The organism is Massilia sp. Root133, from assembly GCF_001426525.1.
Classification (GTDB): domain Bacteria; phylum Pseudomonadota; class Gammaproteobacteria; order Burkholderiales; family Burkholderiaceae_D; genus Telluria; species Telluria orientalis.
On record NZ_LMEW01000036.1, the window covers coordinates 182,585 to 204,681 of the forward strand.

Consider the following 22,097-nt stretch of genomic DNA (forward strand, 5'->3'; position numbering starts at 1 on the left):
GGTCAGGGCAGCTTGATCGACACGACGCCGGCCAGCAAGACCAGCGCGCCGGCGAGCCGGACGCCGGAGACGGCACTTTTCGGCAGGCCGAACAGGCCGAACCGGTCGGTCAGGATCGCCACGACCTGCTGCCCGGCGATCGTGAATCCGACCGTCGCGGCCGCGCCGATCACGGGCAGCGCGAGGAAGACGGTCGTGACGTAGCACACGCCCACCGGCCCGCCCAGCCACGCCCACCACGGCACGGCGCACAGTCCGCCGAGCGTCGGACGTTCGTTGCGGTTCAAGGCCAGCACGAGGGCGAGCACGATCGCCATGCCCGCCGTCGCCACGGCGAAACTCGCGAGCGACACGACCAGCGGCGCACCGACGGTCCGCGCGACGGCCGCGTTGAGCGCACCCTGCATGGGCAGCACGCCGCCGCACAGCACGGCCGCCGCGACCCACGCCGGCTTGATCCGGCGGGGCGGGGCGCCCGCCGCGGGACGCTGGCCGCGCACGATCAACAGGATGCCGGCGGCGACGCATGCGGCGCCCAGCCACGTGAACGGCCCGGGCGCGCGCTGGACGACGCCCAGCAGGCCGGCACCGTCCAGCAGCAGCGACGTGAACGCCTGCCCCGCGATGAACAGCCCGATCGTGGTGACGGCGCCGATGCGGGGGATGAACACGATCCCCGCGACGACAAACATGGCGCTGGCGAGGCCGCCCAGCAGCTGCCACCAGTGGGCCTGCCCCAGCCGGCCCAGCGCGGGCAGGGCGCCGCCGGCCGCGACGGCAATGAACAGCAGGACGGTGGCGACGAACAGTTGCAGGGTCGCGGCGGCGAACGGGCTCGCGACGGCCTTGCCCAGGCGGGCGTTGGCCGCCGCCTGCAACGGCAGGCCGCAGCCTGCCAGGAAGGCGATAACAATATAAATCGTATTCATGATTGCTCCAGGAATTTGAGACCGGCGATCCCGCCGAAGACGACCGCCATGCACAGCATCCGCGCCGGCGACAGCGTCTCGGCGAAGATGGCGACACCGACGAGGCTGACGCCGAGGGCGCCGATGCCCGTCCACACCGCATACGCGATCCCGAGCGGCAGCGTGCGTACGGCACCAGCGAGCAGCCAGATGCTGCCCAGCGCGGCGAGCACCGCCACGAGCGAGGGAACGGGGCGGGTGGCGCCCGCCGATGCCTTCAGCGCGAAGGCCATCGCGACTTCCAGCACCCCGGCCGCGAAGAGTTGCGCCCATGCGGCCATGTCAGGCCTGCCGCATCTTGATCCGGGCCCGCGCGACGGCCGGGCGCTCGTCGATCCTGCGCAGCCAGGCGTCCACGTGCGGATAGTCGCGTGGGGCGATGCCCAGCTCGTCATAGGTGGCCAGCCACGGGTAGAACGCGATGTCCGCCATCGTGTACGCGTCGCCCGCGATCCAGGCCGAGACGGCGAGGCGGCGCTCGATCACGCCGTAGAGCCGCTGCGTTTCGCGCGTGTAGCGGTCCAGCGCCATCGCGTTGCGTTCCGGGGCCGCGTGCCTGAACCACCACAGCTGGCCCAGCATCGGCCCGACGCTGGCCGCCTGCAGGAACAGCCATTGCAGCACGACATCCTCGTCGGGGATCAACCTGCCCGTGGCGCGGCCGAGGTGGGCCAGGATCGCGCACGATTCGAACATGCCCTGGCCGGTGTGGTCGTCGACGAGCGCGGGGATCTTGTTGTTGGGGCTGATTTTCAAGAACGCGGGCGCGAACTGCTCGCCCGCGCCCAGGTCGACGTGGCGGACCCGGTAGTCCAGGCCGAGTTCTTCCAGCGCAATGATGAGTTTCCTGCCGTTCGGGGTGTCGGCGACATAAGCGGTGTACATGTTTTCCTCCTGTGATGGACAGGGAGAGCGTAGCTTGTGCAAAAATGGATGAACATTCGATTTATTCAGACATTGCTTGTCTGTTTTTGCATATCCATGGACTGGGACGACTATCAATACTTCCTGGCGGTGGCGGGCGGCGGCTCCGTCTCGGCCGCCGCGCGCCGGTTCGGGCAGAGCCACTCGACGGTACTGCGCCGGCTGGACAAATTGGAGACCGCGCTCGACGTCCGCCTGTTCGAGCGCTTCCAGACCGGCTACGTGCTGACGGCCAGCGGCGAGGAATTACAGGCGCTGCTGACCCCGATCGGCGAGGGCATGCAGGACATCGAGCGGAAGCTGGCCGGGCAGGATGCGGCACTGCAGGGCACGATCCGCATCACGACGACCGATACCCTGATGGCCGTGCTGCTGCCGGTGCTGGCGGATTTTCGCGCGCGCTACCCCGGCATCCAGTTGCAGATCACGGTCAACAACAGCTTCCTGAATCTGTCGAAGCGCGATGCGGACGTCGCCATCCGGCCGTCGAACATGCCGCCCGACAACCTCGTCGGCCGCAAGGCCGGCACCCTGCGCACGGCGCCGTACGCGTCGACGGCGTATCTGGCGCAGCGGCCGCGCGGAGACCACGAGTGGATCGCGCCCGACGACAGCCTCGCGCACCTGCGCCAGGCCCGCTGGCTGCGCGAGCACGTGCCGGCGGACAAAATCGCCGCCAGCGTGGATACGCTGCTGGGCATGGCGGCGGCCGTCGAGGCCGGCCTGGGTGCCGGCATGCTGCTGTGTTTGCTGGCGGATGCGCGGCCGGGGCTCGTCCGGCTGGCCGATCCCGATCCGGCGCTGGACACGGACGTGTGGATACTCACGCATCCCGACCTGAGGCGCGTGCAGCGGATCCGGGTGTTCACGGCGTTCGTCTTCGACGGGCTCGCGGCGGTACTTGGCCCGGCTTGACAGGCATATTCTCTTGTCCTACGCTGCGCGGTCCGCTACGGACAGACAAAGGAACAGCATGCGCGCCGCAACGATTCATGGAGCCTGGATAGCCGTCCTGCTGGCAGCTGCACTGACGCCGGCGCAGGCCGGCCGACTGGACGACATCGCCGCGCGCGGCGTGCTGCGCGTGGGCAGTACGGGCGACTACAAGCCCTTCAGCTACCGGCAGGCCGGCGGCGGGTTCATCGGCATGGATGTGGAGCTGGCGGGCGAACTGGCGCGCTCGCTCGGCGTGCGGCTGGAACTGGTGCCGACCACCTGGCCGACGCTGATGGCCGACCTGAGGACGGACAAGTTCGACCTCGCACTGAGCGGCGTCTCGGTGACGGCCGAGCGTCGACGGCAGGCGCTATTCTCGGTGCCCTATCTGCACGATGGCAAGACCCCGATCACGCGCTGCGAGAACGCCGCCCGCTTCCAGACGCTGGCGCAGATCGACCGGCCGGAGGTGCGGCTGATCGTCAATCCGGGCGGCACCAACGAGCGCTTCGCGCGCGCCCGGGCGCCGCACGCCCGGCTGACCGTGTACCCGGACAATGTGACCATCTTCGGCCAGATCGTCAGCGGTGCGGCCGACCTCATGATCACCGACGCCATCGAAACCCGTTTGCAGCAGCGCCTGCATCCGCAGCTGTGCGCGGTGCATCCGGAGGCGCCGTTCGACATGGCGCAGAAGGCCATCCTGCTGCCGCGCGATGCGGCGCTGAAGACGTACGTCGACCGCTGGCTGCAGCAGCGCATCGACAATGGCGACGTGCCGCGCCGCCTGGATCGATGGCTGGCGTTCCCCTGGGGGCTGGAGCCGCTGCGCCAGGCCATCGACCAGCGCCTGCTGCTGGCGCGGGATGTGGCGCGGGCCAAGTGGAATACGCAGGCCGCCATCGAAGACCTGCCGCGCGAAGAACAAGTCATCGCCGCGGCAGTGCGCCAGGGAAGCGCGCTGGGCCTGCCGGAGGCATGGATACGCACCGTGTTCCGCGCGCAGATCGACGCCTCCAAGACGGTGCAGCGCGCGCTGTACGAGCGCTGGCATGCGGAGGGCGCGGGCCGCTTCGACGACGCGCCCGATCTCGGCAAGACCATCCGTCCAGAGCTGGACCGCCTCACCACCCAGCTGCTGCGCGCCATGGCCGACAACCAGGCGCTGTTGCACGACGGCGGCCGCCAGGCCGACGTCGCCGCCGCCATGCATGCGCTGCAGGCACGCGCCGTCAATCCGGCCGCTGCCGGGCAGGCGCTGGCGCCATTCCTGTCCGCTACGCCATCGGCTGGCGAATGACCGTCTTCCACCGGGCCGGATCGGCGCGGCGGATGTCGCTCAGGTAGATTTCGTGGTGCTTGCCGGCGAGGCGGCCGCGCGCCTCGATGAAATCGTGCACCCGCTGGATCGTCGGACCTTCTGCGGTGAACGGGCCGACGTGCAGGATCTGGGCGCACGGTCCCTCCGTAAAACGTTCGATCCGCAGCGCGTCGACGGTGTCCAGTCCCTTCTTGCGCTTCACTTCCGCCATCGCGTCGCGCAGCAGCGACTCGTCGACGAACGCCGGCTGGTGGATCATCATCGTCCATTGCCACTTCGTCCGGTCGTTGGCGACGAACGACGCCATGTCGTCCGACCACCACAGGCCCTCCAGCGGCATCACCGCGTAGTCGATGCCCGCCGGTCCCTTCTTGACCATGAACTTGGCCGTATAGGACACGGAGAACTGCGCTTCCACGGCCCGCGCATAGTGCGGCGACGTGTTCGGATCGCCCGCGCCGTCGATCATCAGGTAGCGGATTGCGGGGACGTCCACCTGCACGACGTCGCGCGCGGACGGCTGGTACAGATGCTTGAGGTCTTTCTTGAGATCGATCTTGCCCACGGGTCTATCTTTCCAGTAGCGCCCTCGACCGTGCCCGCTCCAGCAGCAGCGCCTGCTCGCGCTCGTTCTGCGTGAGGCTGGCAGCCCGTTCGAACTCCGCTTTCGCTTCCGCATGCCGGCCCAGTTTCGCCAGCAGGTCGCCGCGCACGCTCGGCAGCAGGTGGTACATGCGGAGCGCAGGCACGTCGAGCAGCGCGTCGGCGAGGGCCAGGCCCGCGTCGGGGCCATAGGCCATGCCCAGCGCGACGGCGCGGTTCAGTTCCACGACGGGCGACGGCGTCAGCTGGGACAGCGCGTCGTACAGCGCGGCGATGCGGGCCCAGTCGGTCGCGTCGGGCGTGAGCGCGCGCGCGTGGCAGGCGGCGATGGCCGCCTGCAGCGCGTAGGGGCCGAGCGCGCCGAGGCGGCCCGCGCGGTCGAGCGCGGCCAGGCCGCGGCCGATCAGCAGCCGGTCCCAGCGCGAACGGTCCTGGTCCATCAGCAGGATCGGCGCGCCGTCCGGGCCCGTGCGGGCGCGCTCGCGCGAGGACTGGATTTCCATCAGCGCGACGAGGCCGTGGACTTCGCCCTCGTCGGGCATCAGTTCCGCCAGCACGCGGCCCACGCGCAGCGCCTCGCGGCACAGTGTCGGCCGCAGCCATTCGTTCCCCGCGCTCGCGGAATAGCCTTCGTTGTAGATCAGGTAGATCACCTGCAGCACGGACGCGAGGCGCGGCTTGAGTTCGTCGTCGCGCGGCACTTCGAACGGCACGCGCGCTTCCGCCAGCGTGCGCTTGGCGCGTACGATGCGCTGGGCGACCGTCGCTTCCGGCACGAGGAAGGCGCGGGCGATTTCTCCGGTGGCGAGACCGCCCAGCAGTTTCAGCGCCAGCGCCGCGCGCGCCTCGGCCGACAGCACGGGGTGGCAGCAGACGAAGATCAGGCGCAGCACGTCGTCGTCGATCTCGCCCGCGGTCTCCTGCGTCAGCGCGGCCAGCTCGGCCGGGTCGCGGAAACTGCCGCCGTCCGCGAGCAGGTTGTCCATCTCCCAGCTCAGCTCGCCTTCCTTGCTGGCGTGCATGGCGTGGTGGCGCAGGTGGTCGAGGGCGCGCCGCTTGGCCACCTGCATCAGCCAGGCGCCGGGCCGGTCCGGCACGCCGTCCGCCGGCCAGCGCTCCAGCGCTTCCAGCAGCGCGTCCTGGGCGAGTTCCTCGGCCCGGCCGAGGTCGCGCAGCATGCGGGTCAGCGCGCCGACGATGCGCGCCGACTCCATGCGCCAGACGGCCTCGACGATCTTGCCCGTGTCGGCGCCGCGCGTCATGTCACGGACGGTCCCAGGCCGGTTGCGGCGCCAGCTCGGCGCGCAGGGCGGCGTCGAGCTGTTCGGCGCGCACGCTGGCATCCTCGCGCAGCCGGGCCGTGGTCTCGTCCGCTGGCGCGCGCTTGCCGAGCGGCGCGATCAGCGCCACCGGCCGGACCTCGACCTCGACTTCCGGCCCCGTCGGATAGGGCAGCGTGCGCGCCCAGTCCAGCGCGGCATCGATCGACGGTGCGCGGATCATCCAGAAGCCGGCGATCAGTTCCTTGGCTTCCGCGAACGGGCCGTCGATGATGCTGGCGCCGCCGTTCGCGACGCGCACGCGGGCGCCGCGCGCCGTGGATTTCAGGCCGTCGCCGGCCAGCAGCGTGCCGGCCGCCGCGTGGATGGCGTTGAAGGCGTTCAGCCGGTCCAGCTTTTCCTGCAGCGGGATGGCGTCGCGCTCGGTGCCGGCGTCGGAGCGCAGCAGGATCGCGTAGCACGTGTCGTCGCCGGCCGCGCCGGGCGGGATGCCCGCGCAGCCGCCGGGGCAACCCGTCTCGCGCAATTCCACCGTGACGTCGTCCTTGGCGGAGACCACGCCATTGGCCTGCAGCCATGCCAGCGCCGCGGCGCGCGACGGCGCCTCGAACACGGCGAAACCGGCCGGCAGGCGCTCGCCGGCCGGGAAGGGGCCGGAGGTCACGGCTTCGCCGCCGGGCCACAGTTTCAGGCGCCGCGCGTCGGCGTCCGGCGCGAAGGCCAGCGCGAGCGCGGGGGCGCGCGGACCGTCGGCGGTCGCCGCCTGGCCGCCCGGCAGGCGGCGCAGCAGGTCGTCCAGCACGGCCTGCGGGTCGGCGGCCGCGGCGCGCGTGCCGTTGTCGGTACGGATGAGCATGAACTGCATGGTGGTCTCCTTAGCGTGCCGCCATTTGTTCGCGCAGGCGGTCTTCCTGTTCGCGCACGTCGGCCGGGAGGTCCGTGCCGAAGTCGTCGGGGCCGAAGATCTGGCGGATTTCGATCTCGCTCTCGACACCTTCGTGCGGATTCGGGCAGCGCTTGAACCACTCGATGGCTTCTTCCTTCGAACCCACCTCGATCAGCCAGAAACCGGCCACGAGTTCCTTCGTTTCCGTGAACGGACCGTCGATCACGGTGCGCTGGTTCCCATTGAACCGGATGCGGGCGCCTTTGGCACTGGGCATCAGGCCCTCGCCGGCCAGCATGACGCCGGCCTTGACGAGTTCCTCGTTGAAATTGCCCATGTCCGTAAACAGTTTTTCGCTCGGCATGATGCCGGCTTCCGAGGCCGCGCTGGCCTTCACGATCACCATGAATTTCATTGCTGTGCTCCTTCGCAGCCCTGGCCCATCGATTGCTGCATTTCTTCCCGGATCTGCTCGGGCGTCATGTCGCGCTTGTGGGTGGCGATCGACCAGCGGTGGCCGAACGGGTCCTCGAGCTGGCCGTAGCGGTCGCCCCAGAACATGTCGGCGACCTGCATGATCGGCTTGCCGCCCGCGTCGATGGCGCGGGCGTAGGCGGCGTCGACGTCTTCCACGTACAGGTGGATGTAGACGGGCGTGTTCTTCAGGGCCAGCGGGCCGACGCAACCGTAGTCGGGGAAGTCGTCGGCCAGCATGAAGATCGAGTCGCCGATGCGCATCTGGGCATGCATGATCTTGCCGTCCGGGCCGGGCATGCGGCTCATTTCGACGGCGCCGAAGGCCTGCGCGTAGAACGTCAGCGCGTCGGCCGCGCCGCTGCAGACGAGGTGCGGGGTGATCGTGTGGAAGCCTTCGGGGATGGGACGCACTTGCTGGGTCATGATGTTTCTCCTTCGTGAGTGGTTGTGGGTGCCGCCATCCGTACGACGATCGGGCTTCCACGGTTTCGACACGCCCGCGCAAAAAAATTTCGGCCGACCGCAACGTTATGCCGACTCGGTCAAAAAGTCGAGAATCTTAGTGTATGTATAAGAAATGCGATTCGGAAAAAATAGCTCTTGAAATCCCTGTTGGTATCCCAATATCGAACCGGTCTGTCCAACCCTGTTAGTCACGAGGATATAAAAGATGGCTGTCGCCGAAAAAGAAACCCTTGGGTTCCAAGCAGAAGTCAAACAGCTGCTGCAACTGATGATCCACTCCTTGTATTCGAACAAGGAGATTTTCCTTCGAGAACTGATTTCCAATGCGTCCGACGCGGCCGACAAGCTGCGTTTCGAGGCCATCAACAACGACAGCCTGTACGGCAACGACCATGAACTGAAGATCAAGGTCCTGTTCGACAAGGATGCGAAGACCGTCACCATTTCCGACAACGGCATCGGCATGAGCCGCGACGAAGTGATCTCGCACCTGGGCACGATCGCCAAGTCGGGCACGAAGGAATTCTTCAGCAGGCTGTCGGGCGACCAGCAGGCCGACGCCGCGCTGATCGGCCAGTTCGGCGTGGGCTTCTACTCGGCCTTCATCGTGGCCGACCGCGTCACCGTCGAGACCCGCCGCGCGGGCGCCGACGCGGCGGACGGCGTCCGTTGGGAATCGACGGGCGAGGGCGACTACACCGTCGAGCAGGTCGAGAAGACCAGCCGCGGCACCGACATCGTCCTGCACCTGCGCGAAGGCGAGGAAGAGCTGCTGTCGTCGTGGAAGCTGAAGTCCATCATCCGCAAGTACTCCGACCACATCTCGCTCCCGATCGAGATGAAGAAGGAAGAGTGGGACGAGGAGAAGAAGGAAACCGTCGTCAAGGACGAATTCGAGACCGTCAACCAGGCGTCCGCGCTGTGGGCCCGCTCGAAGTCGGACATCACCAAAGAGCAGTACGAAGAGTTTTATAAACACGTCTCGCACGACTTCCAGCCGCCGCTCGCCTACACGCACAACCGCGTCGAAGGCCGCAGCGAATATACGCAGCTGCTGTACGTGCCGGGCCACGCCCCGTTCGACCTGTGGGACCGCAACAAGCGCGGCGGCATCAAGCTGTACGTGAAGCGCGTCTTCATCATGGACGACGCCGAACAGCTGATGCCGGTCTACCTGCGCTTCGTGAAGGGCGTGATCGATTCGAACGACCTGCCGCTGAACGTCTCGCGCGAGATCCTGCAGGAATCGCGCGACGTGCGCGTGATCCGCGAAGGCTCGACCAAGCGCGTGCTGGGCATGCTGGAAGAGATGGCCAACAGCGACGAGCAGGAAGGCAAGGACAAGTACGCGACCTTCTGGAAGGAATTCGGCCAGGTGCTGAAGGAAGGCATCGGCGAGGATGCCACCAACAAGGACCGCATCGCCAAGCTGCTGCGCTTCGCGTCGACGCAGACGGATTCCCCGGACCAGACCGTGTCGTTCGCCGACTACATCGGCCGCATGAAGGAAGGCCAGGACAAGATTTACTACGTCACGGCGGATAACTACAACGCCGCGAAGAACAGCCCGCACCTGGAGATCTTCCGCAAGAAGGGCGTCGAAGTGCTGCTGCTGACCGACCGCGTGGACGAGTGGATGCTGTCGTTCCTGAACGACTTCGACGGCAAGGAACTGGTGTCGGTCGCGAAGGGCGGCCTGGACCTGGGCAAGCTCGAGGACGAGGCCGAGAAGAAGGAGCACGAAGAGACCGAGACGCAGTACAAGGATCTCGTCGAGAAGATGAAGGGGGCGCTGGCCGACAAGGCCAAGGACGTGCGCGTCACGTTCCGCCTGACGGATTCGCCGGCCTGCCTCGTGGCGGACGAACACGAACTGTCCGCGAACCTCGTGCGCATGCTGAAGGCGGCCGGCCAGGATGCGCCGGAGTCGAAGCCGATCCTCGAGATCAACCCGAACCATCCGCTCGTCACGCGCCTGAAGTACGAGGACGCCGCGAGCCCGCGTTTCGGCGACTGGGCGCACATCCTGTTCGACCAGGCCATGCTGGCCGAAGGCGGCAGCCTGACGGATCCGGCGGCGTTCGTGAAGCGCCTGAACGAGATGCTGCTGGCGACGGCGGCCAAGTAAGCGCATCATCATGGAAGCCGGGCACTGCCCGGCTTTTTTTTCGACCTGGATTCAGGCCCGCATACCCAGTCCGCGCGCACCCAGCGACAGGGCGGCAGCAATCGCCCGCCGCAGCACCCGCTGCAGCGCTTCGGTGAGGGGATTCAACGCCAGCGCCACGACGGCGATCGCGGTGCCGATCGCGAGGATCTCGTGCGCCGCCCCGCGCTCGATCGGCAGCAGCGATTGCCACAGCCCGATCACGATTCCGTGCGACAGGTAGAGCGTGAACGTATGTCCGGCCACGAAGCGGATCGGGCGCGCCAGCCGCGGCAGGGCGTCGAACCGCGCCTGGCGCGCGCAGGCGAAATTCAGCAGCACGAGCAGCATGACGGCGTAGTCGGCCAGCACGCGGTCGGCGCTGCCCATGCGGATGCCGGCGAAGGGCCACAGGCCGTTGGCGACGTCGCGCAGGTAGGGTTCCGGGTCGAACCAGCCCCACAGGCCGATCAGGACGACGGACAGCATCCAGCCGGCGCGCGCGAGGGCGGGACCGAACGTCAGCCGGCCCTGCAGGCGGTACAGCGCGACGCCGGACAGCCACACGGGCAGCAGCAGCCACAGGCGCGGGCCGACGACCGCCAGCACGGCACCGGCGGCGAGCCAGCGGCGCCGTCCCTTCGTGAAATGGAAGACGCCGAACAGCACGTAATACCAGGCTTCGTAATCGAGCGACCAGTACGGGATCAGCCACGGCGGCCGCTCGACGAAGCTCCATGCGTCGCCCAGGAAGGCGAGGTGGAACGGCACGTACAGCCAGGGGCGGCGCAGCTCGTACGAGTCGTCGATGGGCACGTGCAGCACGTCCTGCACGACCGTCGCCAGGATGAAGGCCAGGGCCAGCACGGGCAGCACGACGGAATACAGGCGCGCCGCCCGCGCCACGACGTAGCTCGGCGCCGTCAGGTTCTTGTGTTCGGCGCTGTACGCGATCACGAAGCCGGACAGCACGAAGAACGCGATGACCGCCTCGCGCCCGAAGTCGGGGATGCGGGCGATCTGGGCGTCGTCGAAGATGCGGAAATAGCCGAAGTGCGCCACCACGACGGCCAGCGCGGCGCAGGCGCGCGCGAGGTCGAGGTAGAGGGAGAAGCGCGCGTCGAGCGCGCCGGCCCGCGCCGGGGTCATCGTGCCGTCCGGCGTTACGGGTTCAGGTCGCGGCAGAATTCGTCGAGCATCGCTTCGCCCTCCGGCCATGGACCGTAGCCGCTGCCGCCGTTGATGTGGCCCGCCGGTCCGATCTCCACCAGCTTGCTGCCCCACGCCAGGGCGAACATGCGCGCGCGGTCCGGGGCCACGTATTCGTCGTTGCTGCTGGCGACGACGATGGACGGGAACGGCAGCTTTGCCAGCGGGATCGGCCTGAAGCCGTTGGCATCGATCGGGTAGGACGCCGCTTCGACGTCGCTCGGCGCGACGAGGAAGGCGCCGGCGATCTTGAGCTTCGATCCGGACTGCGCCCATTGCGCCACCAGCATGCAGGCGAGGCTGTGCGCGACGAGGATCGGCCGGCCCTCGCACTCGGCGATGGCGGCATCCAGTTCGGCCACCCATTCGTCGCGGTCCGGGTTGTTCCAGTCGCGATGCGGCACCCGTGTCCAGGCGGGATATTTACGTTCCCAATGGGTCTGCCAGTGCTGCGGGCCCGAGTTCCACAGGCCGGCCAGGGTCAGGATGTCGCACTTCATGTTCGCTCCAGTGTGGTCTTGCCGGCCATTGTACGATGGCGCGCCGCTACAGCGCCGTGCGCAGCGCGAACAGCTCGGGGAACAGTACGACGTCCAGCATCTTGCGCAGGTAGCTCACGCCCGCCGTGCCGCCCGTGCCGGTCTTGAAGCCGATGATGCGCTCCACCGTCGACACGTGGCGGAAGCGCCAGAACCGGAAGGCCGTCTCCAGGTCCACCAGCTTTTCGGCCAGTTCGTACAGGGCCCAGTGGTGCTCCGGATCGCGGTAGACCTCGAGCCACGCGGCCATCACGCTGTCGTCGTGGACGGTCGGCTGCGTCGGGTCGACGTCCAGCCGGCCTGGCGCGATGGCGAGGCCTGTGCGGGCCAGCAGCCGCACGGCTTCGTCGTAGATCGACGGCGCGTGCAGTTCGCGCTCGAGCAGCGCGTGGTGCTCGGGCGAGGCCTTGTGCACGGCCAGCATGGCGGCATTCTTGTTCCCGAGGATGAATTCCAGCTCGCGGTACTGGAACGACTGGAAGCCCGAGGACGACGCCAGGTAGGGGCGGATCGCGCTGTATTCCGGGGGCGTCATCGTGGCCAGCACGTCCCAGGCGTGCACCAGCTGGTCCATGATGCGCGCCACCCGCGCCAGCATTTTAAAAGCGGGCGGCAGGTCGTCCACGCGAATGTGGGCGCGCACGGCCTGCAGCTCGTGCAGCATCAGCTTGATCCACAGCTCGCTCGTCTGGTGCTGGACGATGAACAGCATCTCGTTGTGGTTCGGCGACAGCGGGTGCTGGGCCGACAGGATCTGGTCCAGGCCCAGGTAGTCGCCGTAGCTCATGCTGCGGCTGAAATCCATCTTCGCGCCGTGCCACTGCGCGTCTCCTTTGTCTTCCTTACTGGTGTCCACGGTGCCTCCTCAGGTCACGGCGCTGCGCTCGGCGCGGGTGTCGTAGTCGGCGCGGTCGAGGATGTCGCGCAGTATCTCCACGGCGTCCCAGACGTCCGCGAAACTGGTGTACAGCGGCGTGAAGCCGAAGCGCATGATTTCCGGCTCGCGGTAGTCGCCGATGACGCCGCGCGCGATCAGCGCCTGCATCACCGCATACCCGTGCGGATGCGTGAAGCTCACCTGGCTCCCGCGCGCGGCATGCTCGCGCGGCGTGACGAGGCCCAGCGGGTGGGCGGCGCAGCGGCTTTCCGCCAGCGCGATGAACAGGTCCGTCAGCGCCAGCGATTTGGCGCGCAGGGCGGCCATGCTGGTGGCTTCGAAGATCTCCAGCCCGCACTCGACGAGCGCGAGCGACACGACCGGCTGCGTGCCGCACAGCGCGCGTCCGATGCCGTCGGCGGCCTCGAACCCGTGCGCCATGGCGAACGGCGCCGCGTGGCTCCACCAGCCCGTGAGCGGATGGCGGAACGCGGCCTGGTGACGCCTGGGCACCCAGATGAAGGCCGGGGCGCCCGGGCCGCCGTTCAGGTATTTATAGGTGCAGCCCACCGCGAAGTCGGCGTCGGCCCCGTTCAGGTCCACCGGCACGGCGCCGGCCGAGTGGGCGAGGTCCCACAGCACGAGGGCGCCGCAGGCGTGCGCGTGGCGCGTCAGCGCGGCCATGTCGTGCATGCGCCCCGTGCGGTAGTTCACGTGCGTGAGCATCAGCACGGCGCAATCCGCGTCGACGGCCGCTTCCAGTTCGTCGGGCGAGTCGACGAGGTGGATGCGGTAGCCGCGGTCCAGCCAGCGCGCGAGACCGTCCGCCATATAGATATCGGTGGGGAAGTTGCTGCGTTCCGTGACGAGCACCTTGCGGGCCGGGTCGCGGTCCGCCTGGATCGCCAGCGCGGCGGCCAGCGCCTTGAACAGGTTCAGCGACGTCGTGTCCGTGACGACCACTTCGCCGGCCGTGGCGCCGATCAGCGGGGCGAGGCGGTCGCCCAGGCGGCCGGGCAGGGCGAACCAGCCGGCCGTGTTCCAGCTGCGGATCAATCCCTGGCCCCATTCCTGGGCGACGACGTCGCGCGTGCGGTCGAGCGCGGCGCGCGGGCGGGCGCCCAGAGAATTGCCGTCCAGGTAGATGACGCCCTCGGGCAGGTCGAAACGGTCGCGCAGCGGCGCGGCCGGGTCGGCGGCGTCGAGCGCGAGGCAGGCCGCGCGCGTGGTGACGGCGGCGATGTCATAGGTGGGTGGGTTCATGCGGGAAGTGTAGCCAGTTTTACATCAATCGGGCGCAGAAAAAAAATTTCAAAATTTTTTGGTCCTGACCCTAAAGTTTCTCTGAAGGCTGACGATAACCGTCTCAGATGACCAGGATTGGATCGAAAAAAAAGTTTGTCGAAACCCTAAAGTTCGGCAAAAACTGTCCGATAACGAGTCAGTAGGGTTGCTTGAGGGACAAAAATTTTTTTTTGAGAAACCCTAAAGTTCCCGAAACCGTTGACGTAAACCAACACAGCAATACGTTGTTGGCGACGTCGAAGGGCAGAAATCGCCCCGGTTGCACATCATTCTTCCGGCCCCTTTTCATAGGGGAGCCACCACGATTCGGCAGGGTTTGTCAGACAAACTCCTACGGATCGCTCTCGTCTTTGCCGGACGAAAAATACAGACAGTCTCCTATTCTCCAAAAGTTTCCTCACAGTCAGAATCTATCTCACCGGCAACACACAACGCCTCACAGATAGATCAAACGGAGAGATGGAAATGACTGCGAACGACATGATGGCTGAAATTCGTGATGCGAACCTGAGCTACCTGATGCTGGCACAGCAGATGATTCGCGCAGACAAGGTCACCGCAATCTTCCGTCTTGGCATCTCGGCCGACATCGCCGACCTGATCGAAGGCATGAGCAACGCCCAGATCCTGAAACTCGCCGGCGGCAACATGATGCTGGCCCGCTTCCGCTTCGACGACGCCGCGATCCTCGGCATGCTGACGAGCCACAGCAAGGACCGCGCCCTCGCCCAGTCGCACGCCGCCATCCTGATGGCTGGCCAGCCCGCAGAAGAAATCGCATAGGGTCAGAGCCCGGTTTTTCAGTTAGGGCTCTGACCCGGGTTCAATTGCCCATTTCAGGGCTCTGACCCCGGTTTCAGCCAGCAGCAATACATCAGAATCGAAGTCACGGAGAACAGCATGACCAAGAAAAGCGTCGTCTCGGAAGCCCAGGAAATCCAGCTGGCCATCGAACTGATCCAGCTCGGTGCACGCCTCCAACTGCTGGAAAGCGAAGTCTCCCTGTCGCGCGAGCGCCTGATCAAGCTGTACAAGGAACTGAAGGGCATGTCGCCACCGAAGGGCATGCTGCCGTTCTCGACCGACTGGTTCCTGACGTGGCAACCGAATATCCACGCTTCGCTGTACATCAACATCTATAAATTCCTGGTCGAGTATGCGGGTGCCACGGGCATCGAGGCCGTGATGAAAGCCTACAAGCTGTACCTGGAACAAATGCCGCCGGCCGCGGGCGAAGAGCCGCTGCTGTCGCTGACCCGCGCCTGGACTCTCGTGCGCTTCTTCCAGGGCAATATGCTCCAACTGGCACCGTGCTCCAAATGCCAGGGTAAATACGTCGTCAACGCCCTCGACCTGAACAACGATTACCAGTGCGGCCTGTGCCACATGCCTTCGCGCGCCGGCAAGACCCGCAAGGCCAAGGACGCCGCCGCACTCGCCGCCGCCTGAGCGGTTTTCCCTCCAGGTCGATGACCCAGCCTGCCTCGCGCCGCGCGTTCGCGGCGCCGTCCGTCCGCGCGCTGCTGGCCCAGGCCGGCGCTTTCCCTCTCACCCTGATCGCCGTCTGGCTGCTCGCCCGTGCGGGCGTACCCGCGCGGTTGCCCATATCGTGGGAGTGTGTCGCCCTCATCCAGGGCGCCTTTGCCGCACTGCTGGCCTGGGGCTTCCGGCTCGCCATCTGGTGGCGGGCCATCGAACTCGTGTTCCCCACCGGCGTGCTGCTGGCGCGCGGCTTCGAGCTGCCGCCGGGCGTGTTCCTCGTGCTGTTCGTGCTGTTCCTTCTAATATATTGGTCGACGTTCCGCACGCAGGTGCCGTACTACCCGTCCGGGCGTGCTGCCCGGGATGCCGTCGCCGGTGTGCTGCCCGCGGACCGCCCGCTCGCGATCGCGGACGTGGGCAGCGGCCTCGGTGGTCTCGTGCTCGATCTGGCGCGGCGCCGTCCCGATTCTCAGGTGGACGGCATCGAATTGGCGCCGCTGCCGTGGTTCGTCAGCCGCCTGCGCGGGAAACTGTCGGGCAGCCGCGCGCGCTTCCTGCGCGCCGACTACGAAACGGTGAATTTTGGTCACTACGATGTCGTGTTCGCCTATCTGTCGCCGGCGGCGATGGCGGGACTGTGGCGCAAGGCGGAGAGCGAAATGCGGCCCGGTAGCATCCTGTTAAGTTACGAATTCGACATTCCCGGAAGAATGCCCGACCGTCGCATTGTGACGACTAACAGTAAGAAAATTCTCTTTCTTTGGCAATTTTGACGGTCGTCCGGGCACTTTTACTTGCCCGTGGGCCATTCTCAAGCTAATCTAGTTCCCTACGTAAATATTTCTCTTTGGATTCATCAACTTGGATCCAATCCGGGCGAACCCCGGAATCACGCATCGGGAGTCCCGTGTTTGTCATTGTTGGTTACGTAATCGTCTGCGCATGCGTCTTCGGCGGCTTTGCCATGGCCGGCGGTCACCTGGCAGCATTGTTCCAGCCGCTCGAACTGCTGATGATCGGCGGCGCGGCTGCCGGTGCGTTCTTCGTCGGTAACACGCCCAAGGCGGTGAAGGCGACACTGGGCGCACTGCCCACGCTGTTCAAGGGGTCCAAGTACACGCGCGAGATGTACATGGAGCTGATGTCGCTGCTGTTCGACGTGTTGTCGAAAGTGCGCAAGGAAGGCCTGATGTCGATCGAAGGCGACATCGAGAGCCCCGAGCAGAGCCCCGTGTTCTCGAAGTACCCGCTGGTGCTGGCGGACCACCACATTATCGAATTCATCACCGATTACCTGCGATTGATGGTTTCGGGCAACATGGACGCGTTCCAGATCGAGAACCTGATGGACAACGAGATCGAGACCCACCATCATGAAGGTGCGGTCCCGGCGCAATGTATCGCGAAGCTGGGCGACGGCCTGCCGGCGTTCGGTATCGTGGCGGCCGTGATGGGCGTGGTGCACACGATGGAATCCGTGGGCCTGCCGCCGGCCGAGCTGGGCATGCTGATCGCGCACGCGCTGGTCGGTACATTCCTCGGCATCCTGCTGGCCTATGGCTTCGTGGGACCGCTGGCCAGCCTGCTCGAGCAGAAGCTGGAAGAGTCGAGCAAGATGTTCCAGACCGTGAAGGTGACGCTGCTGGCGAGCCTGAACGGTTATGCGCCGGCGCTGGCCGTCGAATTCGGCCGCAAGGTGCTGTACTCGACCGAGCGCCCGACGTTCGCCGAACTCGAGGACCACATCAAGAAGGCCAAGAGCAAGTAATGGTGCGAGCTAACCACATCGGCGCGGGAGTGCGGCATGGCTGACGAAGGCCAGAAGCCGATCATCGTCAAGCGCGTCAAGAAGGGCGGCCATGGTCACCATGGCGGCGCCTGGAAGATCGCGTACGCCGACTTCGTGACGGCGATGATGGCATTCTTCCTGCTCATGTGGCTGCTGGGCTCGACGACCAAGGGCGACATGGAAGGCATCGCCAATTACTTCAAGACGCCGTTGAAGGTCGCCATGCAGGGCGGCTCCGGCTCCGGCTCCGGTAACAGCAATTCGATCCTGCAGGGCGGCGGCAAGGACCTGACGCGCCGCAACGGCCAGGTCAAGAACGGCGACATCGAGCCCAACAAGAAATCGATGGACCTGAAGTCCGCGCGCGAAGCCCTCGAGAAGCAGGAGGCGGCGCGCCTGGAAGAGCTCAAGCAACGTATCCAGCAGACGATCGACGCCAATCCGCTGCTGCGCAAATACAAGAACCAGCTGCTGCTCGACGTGACGAGCGAAGGCCTGCGCATCCAGATCGTCGACGAAAAGAACCGCCCCATGTTCGCCTCGGCGAGCGCGCAATTGCAACCGTACACCCGCGACATCCTCGATGTGCTTGGTCTCGTGCTGAACGACGTGCCGAACCGCATCGGCCTGTCGGGGCACACGGATTCCACGCCGTATTCGACGGCCGAAGGGTATACGAACTGGGAATTGTCGGCCGACCGCGCCAACGCTTCGCGACGCGAACTGGTGCATGGAGGCCTGTCCGACGCCAAGATCCTGCGCGTGGTGGGTCTCGGCTCGGCCGTCCACCTCGACCGCGCGGATCCGTTCAACCCGATCAACCGCCGCATCAGCATTCTCGTGATGAACAAGCGTACCGAGAACGCCGTGCTGCACGACGGTACGCCGCTGGACGTGCCTGGCGAAAGCGCCGACGCGGCGGTGAAAGCCGTGGCTGAAGCGACGGGTGCCGGGGTGGCGGCACCCGTCGAAAAAGGTGGCGGTCTGGCACAGCCGGCGGCAGCGCCGGCCGGAAAGAAATAACGGGCGGGGAGTTCTGGAGGATTTTATGACGACAAGAAAAAAGATTCTCGGGTCACACGTCAAGCGCCTCCTGTCGGGTGTCTCCGACCATGGCCGGCGCCACCTGTCCGAAGTCGAGACCGACCTCGTGCAGACGACGCTGTTGCTGGAGGAAGCCGTCGAGAAGCTGACGAGCAGTTTCATGGCGATCCACCACGTGGTCGACTCGCGCCAGGAGGCGATCAACCGCCTGCTGGCGGGCCAGGCGCCCACGGCCGAGGAAAGCGCATGCCTGACGGGCATGTCGGGCGAGATCGCCGGCCACGTGAACGCGGCCGTGACGAGCATGCAGTTCCAGGACATGACGAGCCAGCTGCTGGACCGCACGTTGCGCCGCGTGACCGGCCTGCGCGAGTTCCTGACGACGTTGTCCGAGCATGGCGACGAGATCCTGCCGGAGAGCGACGGCGACGAGATCGTCGAGCGTCTGGGCAAGGTCAGCATGGCGCTGGCGATCCAGTCGCTCGAGCTGCGGAGTATGCTGCGCAAGTCGGTGGAGCAGCGGCATCTCGAAAGCGGCGACGTGGAATTATTTTAACCATGGGGTCAGAGCCCGGTGTCCGGGTTGGGCTCTGACCCCATCTGACTATAAATAAAAGGCCGGGCGACTGGCGCGGATTGAAACCGGGGTCAGAGCCCCAAAAGAAAAACCGGTCTCTGACCCCAACAGCAGGAGCATAAAGATGGCAAAAACTATTCTCGCAGTCGACGATTCCAGTTCCCTGCGCCAGATGGTGGCTTTCAGCCTGAAGGCCGCGGGCTACCAGGTGGTGGAAGCCGTCGACGGACAGGATGGCCTGGAAAAGGCGAAGCTTCAGACCGTCGACCTGGTCCTGACCGACCAGAACATGCCGAAGATGGACGGGCTCACCCTCATCAAGTCGCTGCGCGGCCTGCCGGGCTACCAGAAGACGCCGATCCTCATGCTCACGACCGAGTCGTCCGAAGACATGAAGACGAAAGGCCGCGCGGCCGGCGCCAACGGCTGGCTGGTCAAGCCGTTCGACCCGCAGCGCCTGATCGAGGTGGTCAAGAAAGTCATCGGCTGATCGTTTCACGCCGATCGCACCAGACGGAAATTTGACATGACCATCGACATCAGCCAGTTTTACAAGGTCTTTTTCGACGAGGCGGAAGAGCTGCTCGCCGAGAAGGAGCGTCTGCTGCTGGCCGTCGATATCGATTCGCCGGACCCGGAAGACCTGAACGCGATCTTCCGCACCGCCCATTCGATCAAGGGCGGGGCATCGACCTTCGGCCTGACGGACATGAGCGAAGTGACGCACGTGCTCGAGTCCCTGCTGGACCGCATCCGCAAGGGCGAGATGGCGCTCACCAGCCAGCACGTGGACGCCTTCCTGGCCGCCAAGGACATCCTCAAGATGCAGCTCGACGGCCACCGCAATGGCGCGGACGTCGACCAGGAAGCGGTCGCCAACGTGCGCATGATGCTGCACGACCTGTCCGAAGGCGTGATCGTGCCGACGCACCAGCCGACCGTGCCGTCGTTCCTGCACGCGGAACAGAAGCAGCAGGTCGCCGATGGCGCCCACCGCTACAAGATCGAGCTGCCCGACCTCGCCAAGCGCGACGTCGACGCGCTCGTGGACGAACTCGGCCTGCTGGGCCGCGTGTCCGTCGTGCCGCTCGCAGCTGGACGCACGGCGCTGATCATCATGACGCACGAGAGCCTGGACGACATCATCGCCATCTGCTCCTTCGTGCTCGACCCGAACGACCTCAGGATCTTCGAGGCGCCCCCGCTCACGCCCGAGCAGCGCGCGCGCGAGGCGGCAGAACGCGCCCGCATCGAGGACGAGCAGGGCTACGGTTTCTTCGACCCGACCGATGCGGTGGACGCCACCACGAACGAGCCGTCCGAGGACGAACTCGGCTATGGATTCTTCCAGCCGATCGAGCAGATCCGCCGCGAAGCGGGCATCGTGGCCGAGGCGCCGCTGCCCGTGCCCGCGAAGCCGGAACCGCTCGAAATCACCGAAGTGGCGGCCGAAAAGAAAGCCGCCAAGAAGGCTGCCGAGGGCAGCCACGTGCAGGGCTCCGAATCGTCGTCGATCCGCGTGTCGATCGAAAAGGTCGACCAGCTGATCAACCTCGTCGGCGAACTGGTGATCACGCAGGCCATGATCGAGCAGCGCAGCGACGGGCTCGACCCGATGGTGCACCAGCGCCTGCTGGCGTCCGTGTCGCAGCTGACGCGCAATACGCGCGACCTGCAGGAAGCCGTCATGTCGATCCGCATGATGCCGATGGACTTCGTGTTCTCGCGCTTCCCGCGCATGGTGCGCGACCTGGCCGGCAAGCTGGGCAAGAAAGTCGACTTCATCACCAACGGCGCCGCGACGGAACTGGACAAGGGCCTGATCGAACGCATCGTCGATCCGCTCACGCACCTGGTGCGCAACTCGATCGACCACGGCATCGAGCTGCCCGCCGCGCGCATGGCCGCCGGCAAGTCGGAGTCGGGACGCCTGTTCCTGTCCGCCGCTCACCAGGGCGGCAACATCGTGATCGAAGTCGCGGACGACGGCGGCGGCCTGAATCGCGAACGCATCCTGGCCAAGGCCAGGCAGAATGGCCTGCCGGTGTCGGACAACATGAGCGACGCCGACGTCTGGCAACTGATCTTCGCGCCCGGCTTCTCGACGGCGGAAATCGTCACCGACGTGTCGGGCCGCGGCGTCGGCATGGACGTCGTCAAGCGCAACATCCAGGCGCTGGGCGGTACCATCGACATCCGCTCGGCGCGGGGCTTCGGCACGACGATCCTGATCTCGCTGCCGCTGACGCTCGCGATCCTGGACGGCATGTCGATCCGCAGCGGCGACGAGATCTACATCCTGCCGCTGGGCTTCGTCGTGGAGTCCCTGCAGCCGGCGCGCGCCGACGTCAAGGAGATCCACGGCCAGGGCCGCGTGGTGAAGGTGCGCGGCGAATACCTGCCGCTGATCCCGCTGTACCAGATGTTCAACATCGAGCCGCGCATCACCGACCCGTGCGAAGGCATCCTCGTGATCCTCGAGGCGGAAGGGCGCAAGGCCGCGCTGTTCGTCGACGAACTGGTCGGCCAGCAGCAGGTCGTCGTGAAGAACCTGGAAGCGAACTACCGCAAGGTCGCCGGGATCTCCGGCGCCACCATCCTCGGCGATGGCGGCGTGGCGCTGATCCTGGACGTGGGCGCGCTGCTGCGCTCGTCGCGCCAGTTGTCCGACGAATCCGTCATCTCCTGATTTAACCCTTACTTTTGCTCCGATAAGGAACCGACATGTCCACTCAACCGACGAACAAGCCGAACGATGCCCACGACGGCAACGGCAGCGAATACCTGGCCTTCACCCTCGGCTCCGAGGAATACGGCATCGACATCCTGAAGGTGCAGGAGATCCGCGGCTACGAAGCCGTGACCCGCATCGCCAACGCCCCCGAGTTCATCAAGGGCGTGATCAACCTGCGCGGCATCATCATTCCGGTGGTCGACATGCGTATCAAGTTCAACCTGGGCACGCCGACCTACGACCAGTTCACCGTCGTGATCATCCTGAACATCGGCGGCCGCATCATGGGCATGGTCGTGGACAGCGTGTCGGACGTGACCACGCTCACGCCGGACCAGATCAAGCCGGCGCCGGAGATGGGCTCCGCCTTCAATTCCGACTACCTGACCGGCCTCGGCACCGTCGACGAACGCATGCTCATCCTGATCGACATCGACAAGCTGATGTCGTCCAGCGAGATGGGCCTGATGGACCGGTTGGCGGCATAAGACACACAGCGCGGCGCAAGGGACACACCCGGACCGCACGCGGTCCG

24 protein-coding genes and 1 pseudogene are annotated in these 22,097 nt (G+C 66.1%); 13 read left to right on the plus strand and 12 right to left on the minus strand.

The window, feature by feature from the left end:
• Positions 1–2: 2 nt before the first annotated feature.
• Genes ASD28_RS30025 through ASD28_RS30035 form a run of 3 tightly spaced genes read right to left on the minus strand, consistent with a single transcriptional unit; the run spans position 3 to position 1,853 of the window.
• Positions 3–929: a DMT family transporter gene (locus ASD28_RS30025; RefSeq protein WP_056137212.1), complete on the minus strand. Its 927-nt coding sequence runs from the start codon at positions 927–929 to the stop codon at positions 3–5.
• Positions 926–1,249, minus strand: coding sequence for a multidrug efflux SMR transporter (locus ASD28_RS30030; protein ID WP_056137213.1), 324 nt, complete (start codon positions 1,247–1,249; stop codon positions 926–928). Before ASD28_RS30030 ends, ASD28_RS30025 begins: the two co-directional genes overlap by 4 nt.
• A gap of 1 nt (position 1,250) precedes the next feature.
• Positions 1,251–1,853, minus strand: coding sequence for a glutathione binding-like protein (locus tag ASD28_RS30035; protein ID WP_056137214.1), 603 nt, complete (start codon positions 1,851–1,853; stop codon positions 1,251–1,253).
• 96 nt (positions 1,854–1,949) lie between these two features.
• Between ASD28_RS30035 and ASD28_RS30040 the strand changes: the two genes are divergently transcribed.
• From ASD28_RS30040 to aroQ, 3 genes and pseudogenes are all read left to right on the plus strand, one after another.
• On the plus strand, positions 1,950–2,807 hold the full coding sequence (locus ASD28_RS30040) for a LysR family transcriptional regulator (protein WP_056137215.1): 858 nt from the start codon (positions 1,950–1,952) through the stop codon (positions 2,805–2,807).
• A 58-nt stretch (positions 2,808–2,865) separates the two neighbouring features.
• Positions 2,866–3,642, plus strand: a pseudogene (locus ASD28_RS33405) (transporter substrate-binding domain-containing protein); the annotation flags it as partial.
• A gap of 12 nt (positions 3,643–3,654) precedes the next feature.
• Complete coding sequence (gene aroQ, locus ASD28_RS33410; RefSeq protein ID WP_267873890.1) at positions 3,655–4,128, plus strand: gamma subclass chorismate mutase AroQ; 474 nt, start codon at positions 3,655–3,657, stop codon at positions 4,126–4,128.
• Here the strand turns inward: aroQ and ASD28_RS30050 are convergent.
• From ASD28_RS30050 to ASD28_RS30070, 5 genes are read right to left on the minus strand one after another with little or no spacing between them, the layout of a single operon-like run.
• Complete coding sequence (locus tag ASD28_RS30050) at positions 4,106–4,714, minus strand: GyrI-like domain-containing protein (protein WP_056137217.1); 609 nt, start codon at positions 4,712–4,714, stop codon at positions 4,106–4,108. The two genes, aroQ and ASD28_RS30050, sit on opposite strands and share 23 nt — an antisense overlap.
• A gap of 4 nt (positions 4,715–4,718) precedes the next feature.
• Positions 4,719–6,014: an RNA polymerase sigma factor gene (locus tag ASD28_RS30055; protein WP_056137218.1), complete on the minus strand. Its 1,296-nt coding sequence runs from the start codon at positions 6,012–6,014 to the stop codon at positions 4,719–4,721.
• Position 6,015: 1 nt separating this feature from the next.
• Positions 6,016–6,897 carry a YciI family protein gene (locus tag ASD28_RS30060; protein WP_056137219.1) on the minus strand — a complete coding sequence of 294 codons (882 nt, stop codon included), beginning with the start codon at positions 6,895–6,897 and terminating at the stop codon, positions 6,016–6,018.
• 10 nt (positions 6,898–6,907) lie between these two features.
• Complete coding sequence (locus ASD28_RS30065; RefSeq protein ID WP_056137220.1) at positions 6,908–7,333, minus strand: YciI family protein; 426 nt, start codon at positions 7,331–7,333, stop codon at positions 6,908–6,910.
• Positions 7,330–7,818, minus strand: coding sequence for a VOC family protein (locus tag ASD28_RS30070; protein WP_056137221.1), 489 nt, complete (start codon positions 7,816–7,818; stop codon positions 7,330–7,332). The genes ASD28_RS30065 and ASD28_RS30070 overlap by 4 nt, the downstream gene beginning before the upstream one ends.
• Positions 7,819–8,065: 247 nt before the next feature.
• Between ASD28_RS30070 and htpG the strand changes: the two genes are divergently transcribed.
• Positions 8,066–9,988, plus strand: a complete 1,923-nt coding sequence (gene htpG, locus ASD28_RS30075) for a molecular chaperone HtpG (RefSeq protein ID WP_056137222.1) — start codon at positions 8,066–8,068, stop codon at positions 9,986–9,988.
• Positions 9,989–10,039: 51 nt separating this feature from the next.
• Here htpG and ASD28_RS30080 read toward each other — a convergent pair whose 3' ends face one another.
• The 4 genes from ASD28_RS30080 to kynU are packed head-to-tail and all read right to left on the minus strand — an operon-like array spanning position 10,040 to position 13,894.
• Complete coding sequence (locus ASD28_RS30080; protein ID WP_056137223.1) at positions 10,040–11,155, minus strand: acyltransferase; 1,116 nt, start codon at positions 11,153–11,155, stop codon at positions 10,040–10,042.
• Positions 11,156–11,169: 14 nt separating this feature from the next.
• The gene (locus tag ASD28_RS30085) at positions 11,170–11,715 is read right to left on the minus strand and encodes an alpha/beta hydrolase (RefSeq protein WP_056137224.1); all 546 of its coding nucleotides are present in this window, start codon (positions 11,713–11,715) and stop codon (positions 11,170–11,172) included.
• A 46-nt stretch (positions 11,716–11,761) separates the two neighbouring features.
• The gene (kynA, locus tag ASD28_RS30090) at positions 11,762–12,559 is read right to left on the minus strand and encodes a tryptophan 2,3-dioxygenase (protein ID WP_082577692.1); all 798 of its coding nucleotides are present in this window, start codon (positions 12,557–12,559) and stop codon (positions 11,762–11,764) included.
• Between the two features lie 60 nt (positions 12,560–12,619).
• Positions 12,620–13,894 (minus strand): kynureninase, encoded by a 1,275-nt coding sequence (kynU, locus tag ASD28_RS30095; protein ID WP_056137226.1) that lies wholly within the window; start codon positions 13,892–13,894, stop codon positions 12,620–12,622.
• Positions 13,895–14,401: 507 nt separating this feature from the next.
• Between kynU and flhD the strand changes: the two genes are divergently transcribed.
• The 9 genes from flhD (at position 14,402) to ASD28_RS30140 (ending at position 22,050) form a co-directional block, all read left to right on the plus strand.
• On the plus strand, positions 14,402–14,719 hold the full coding sequence (gene flhD, locus ASD28_RS30100; protein WP_036230363.1) for a flagellar transcriptional regulator FlhD: 318 nt from the start codon (positions 14,402–14,404) through the stop codon (positions 14,717–14,719).
• A 117-nt stretch (positions 14,720–14,836) separates the two neighbouring features.
• Positions 14,837–15,385 carry a flagellar transcriptional regulator FlhC gene (gene flhC / locus ASD28_RS30105; protein ID WP_056137227.1) on the plus strand — a complete coding sequence of 183 codons (549 nt, stop codon included), beginning with the start codon at positions 14,837–14,839 and terminating at the stop codon, positions 15,383–15,385.
• A 20-nt stretch (positions 15,386–15,405) separates the two neighbouring features.
• A complete protein-coding gene (locus ASD28_RS30110) occupies positions 15,406–16,191 on the plus strand; it encodes a trans-aconitate 2-methyltransferase (protein WP_056137228.1) in 786 nt (261 codons plus the stop codon).
• Positions 16,192–16,325: 134 nt separating this feature from the next.
• Positions 16,326–17,186 (plus strand): flagellar motor stator protein MotA, encoded by an 861-nt coding sequence (gene motA / locus ASD28_RS30115; protein WP_056137229.1) that lies wholly within the window; start codon positions 16,326–16,328, stop codon positions 17,184–17,186.
• 36 nt (positions 17,187–17,222) lie between these two features.
• Entirely contained in the window at positions 17,223–18,230 is a 1,008-nt protein-coding gene (gene motB, locus ASD28_RS30120) for a flagellar motor protein MotB (RefSeq protein WP_056137230.1), read from the plus strand.
• 25 nt (positions 18,231–18,255) lie between these two features.
• Complete coding sequence (locus ASD28_RS30125) at positions 18,256–18,807, plus strand: hypothetical protein (RefSeq protein ID WP_056137231.1); 552 nt, start codon at positions 18,256–18,258, stop codon at positions 18,805–18,807.
• 145 nt (positions 18,808–18,952) lie between these two features.
• Complete coding sequence (locus ASD28_RS30130) at positions 18,953–19,318, plus strand: response regulator (RefSeq protein WP_036230353.1); 366 nt, start codon at positions 18,953–18,955, stop codon at positions 19,316–19,318.
• Between the two features lie 36 nt (positions 19,319–19,354).
• Positions 19,355–21,517 (plus strand): chemotaxis protein CheA, encoded by a 2,163-nt coding sequence (gene cheA, locus ASD28_RS30135; RefSeq protein ID WP_056137232.1) that lies wholly within the window; start codon positions 19,355–19,357, stop codon positions 21,515–21,517.
• A 35-nt stretch (positions 21,518–21,552) separates the two neighbouring features.
• On the plus strand, positions 21,553–22,050 hold the full coding sequence (locus tag ASD28_RS30140) for a chemotaxis protein CheW (RefSeq protein WP_036230347.1): 498 nt from the start codon (positions 21,553–21,555) through the stop codon (positions 22,048–22,050).
• Positions 22,051–22,097 lie beyond the last annotated feature (47 nt).

What these genes read in the sequence shown, in the direction of transcription:
- ASD28_RS30025 (WP_056137212.1), bottom strand. Translation starts at nt 929, where the DNA reads ATGAATACGATTTATATTGTTATCGCCTTCCTGGCAGGCTGCGGCCTG.
- ASD28_RS30030 (WP_056137213.1), bottom strand. Translation starts at nt 1,249, where the DNA reads ATGGCCGCATGGGCGCAACTCTTCGCGGCCGGGGTGCTGGAAGTCGCG.
- ASD28_RS30035 (WP_056137214.1), bottom strand. Translation starts at nt 1,853, where the DNA reads ATGTACACCGCTTATGTCGCCGACACCCCGAACGGCAGGAAACTCATC.
- ASD28_RS30040 (WP_056137215.1), top strand. Translation starts at nt 1,950, where the DNA reads ATGGACTGGGACGACTATCAATACTTCCTGGCGGTGGCGGGCGGCGGC.
- ASD28_RS30055 (WP_056137218.1), bottom strand. Translation starts at nt 6,014, where the DNA reads ATGACGCGCGGCGCCGACACGGGCAAGATCGTCGAGGCCGTCTGGCGC.
- ASD28_RS30060 (WP_056137219.1), bottom strand. Translation starts at nt 6,897, where the DNA reads ATGCAGTTCATGCTCATCCGTACCGACAACGGCACGCGCGCCGCGGCC.
- ASD28_RS30065 (WP_056137220.1), bottom strand. Translation starts at nt 7,333, where the DNA reads ATGAAATTCATGGTGATCGTGAAGGCCAGCGCGGCCTCGGAAGCCGGC.
- ASD28_RS30070 (WP_056137221.1), bottom strand. Translation starts at nt 7,818, where the DNA reads ATGACCCAGCAAGTGCGTCCCATCCCCGAAGGCTTCCACACGATCACC.
- htpG (WP_056137222.1), top strand. Translation starts at nt 8,066, where the DNA reads ATGGCTGTCGCCGAAAAAGAAACCCTTGGGTTCCAAGCAGAAGTCAAA.
- ASD28_RS30080 (WP_056137223.1), bottom strand. Translation starts at nt 11,155, where the DNA reads ATGACCCCGGCGCGGGCCGGCGCGCTCGACGCGCGCTTCTCCCTCTAC.
- ASD28_RS30085 (WP_056137224.1), bottom strand. Translation starts at nt 11,715, where the DNA reads ATGAAGTGCGACATCCTGACCCTGGCCGGCCTGTGGAACTCGGGCCCG.
- kynA (WP_082577692.1), bottom strand. Translation starts at nt 12,559, where the DNA reads ATGGATTTCAGCCGCAGCATGAGCTACGGCGACTACCTGGGCCTGGAC.
- kynU (WP_056137226.1), bottom strand. Translation starts at nt 13,894, where the DNA reads ATGAACCCACCCACCTATGACATCGCCGCCGTCACCACGCGCGCGGCC.
- flhD (WP_036230363.1), top strand. Translation starts at nt 14,402, where the DNA reads ATGACTGCGAACGACATGATGGCTGAAATTCGTGATGCGAACCTGAGC.
- flhC (WP_056137227.1), top strand. Translation starts at nt 14,837, where the DNA reads ATGACCAAGAAAAGCGTCGTCTCGGAAGCCCAGGAAATCCAGCTGGCC.
- ASD28_RS30110 (WP_056137228.1), top strand. Translation starts at nt 15,406, where the DNA reads ATGACCCAGCCTGCCTCGCGCCGCGCGTTCGCGGCGCCGTCCGTCCGC.
- motB (WP_056137230.1), top strand. Translation starts at nt 17,223, where the DNA reads ATGGCTGACGAAGGCCAGAAGCCGATCATCGTCAAGCGCGTCAAGAAG.
- ASD28_RS30125 (WP_056137231.1), top strand. Translation starts at nt 18,256, where the DNA reads ATGACGACAAGAAAAAAGATTCTCGGGTCACACGTCAAGCGCCTCCTG.
- ASD28_RS30130 (WP_036230353.1), top strand. Translation starts at nt 18,953, where the DNA reads ATGGCAAAAACTATTCTCGCAGTCGACGATTCCAGTTCCCTGCGCCAG.
- cheA (WP_056137232.1), top strand. Translation starts at nt 19,355, where the DNA reads ATGACCATCGACATCAGCCAGTTTTACAAGGTCTTTTTCGACGAGGCG.
- ASD28_RS30140 (WP_036230347.1), top strand. Translation starts at nt 21,553, where the DNA reads ATGTCCACTCAACCGACGAACAAGCCGAACGATGCCCACGACGGCAAC.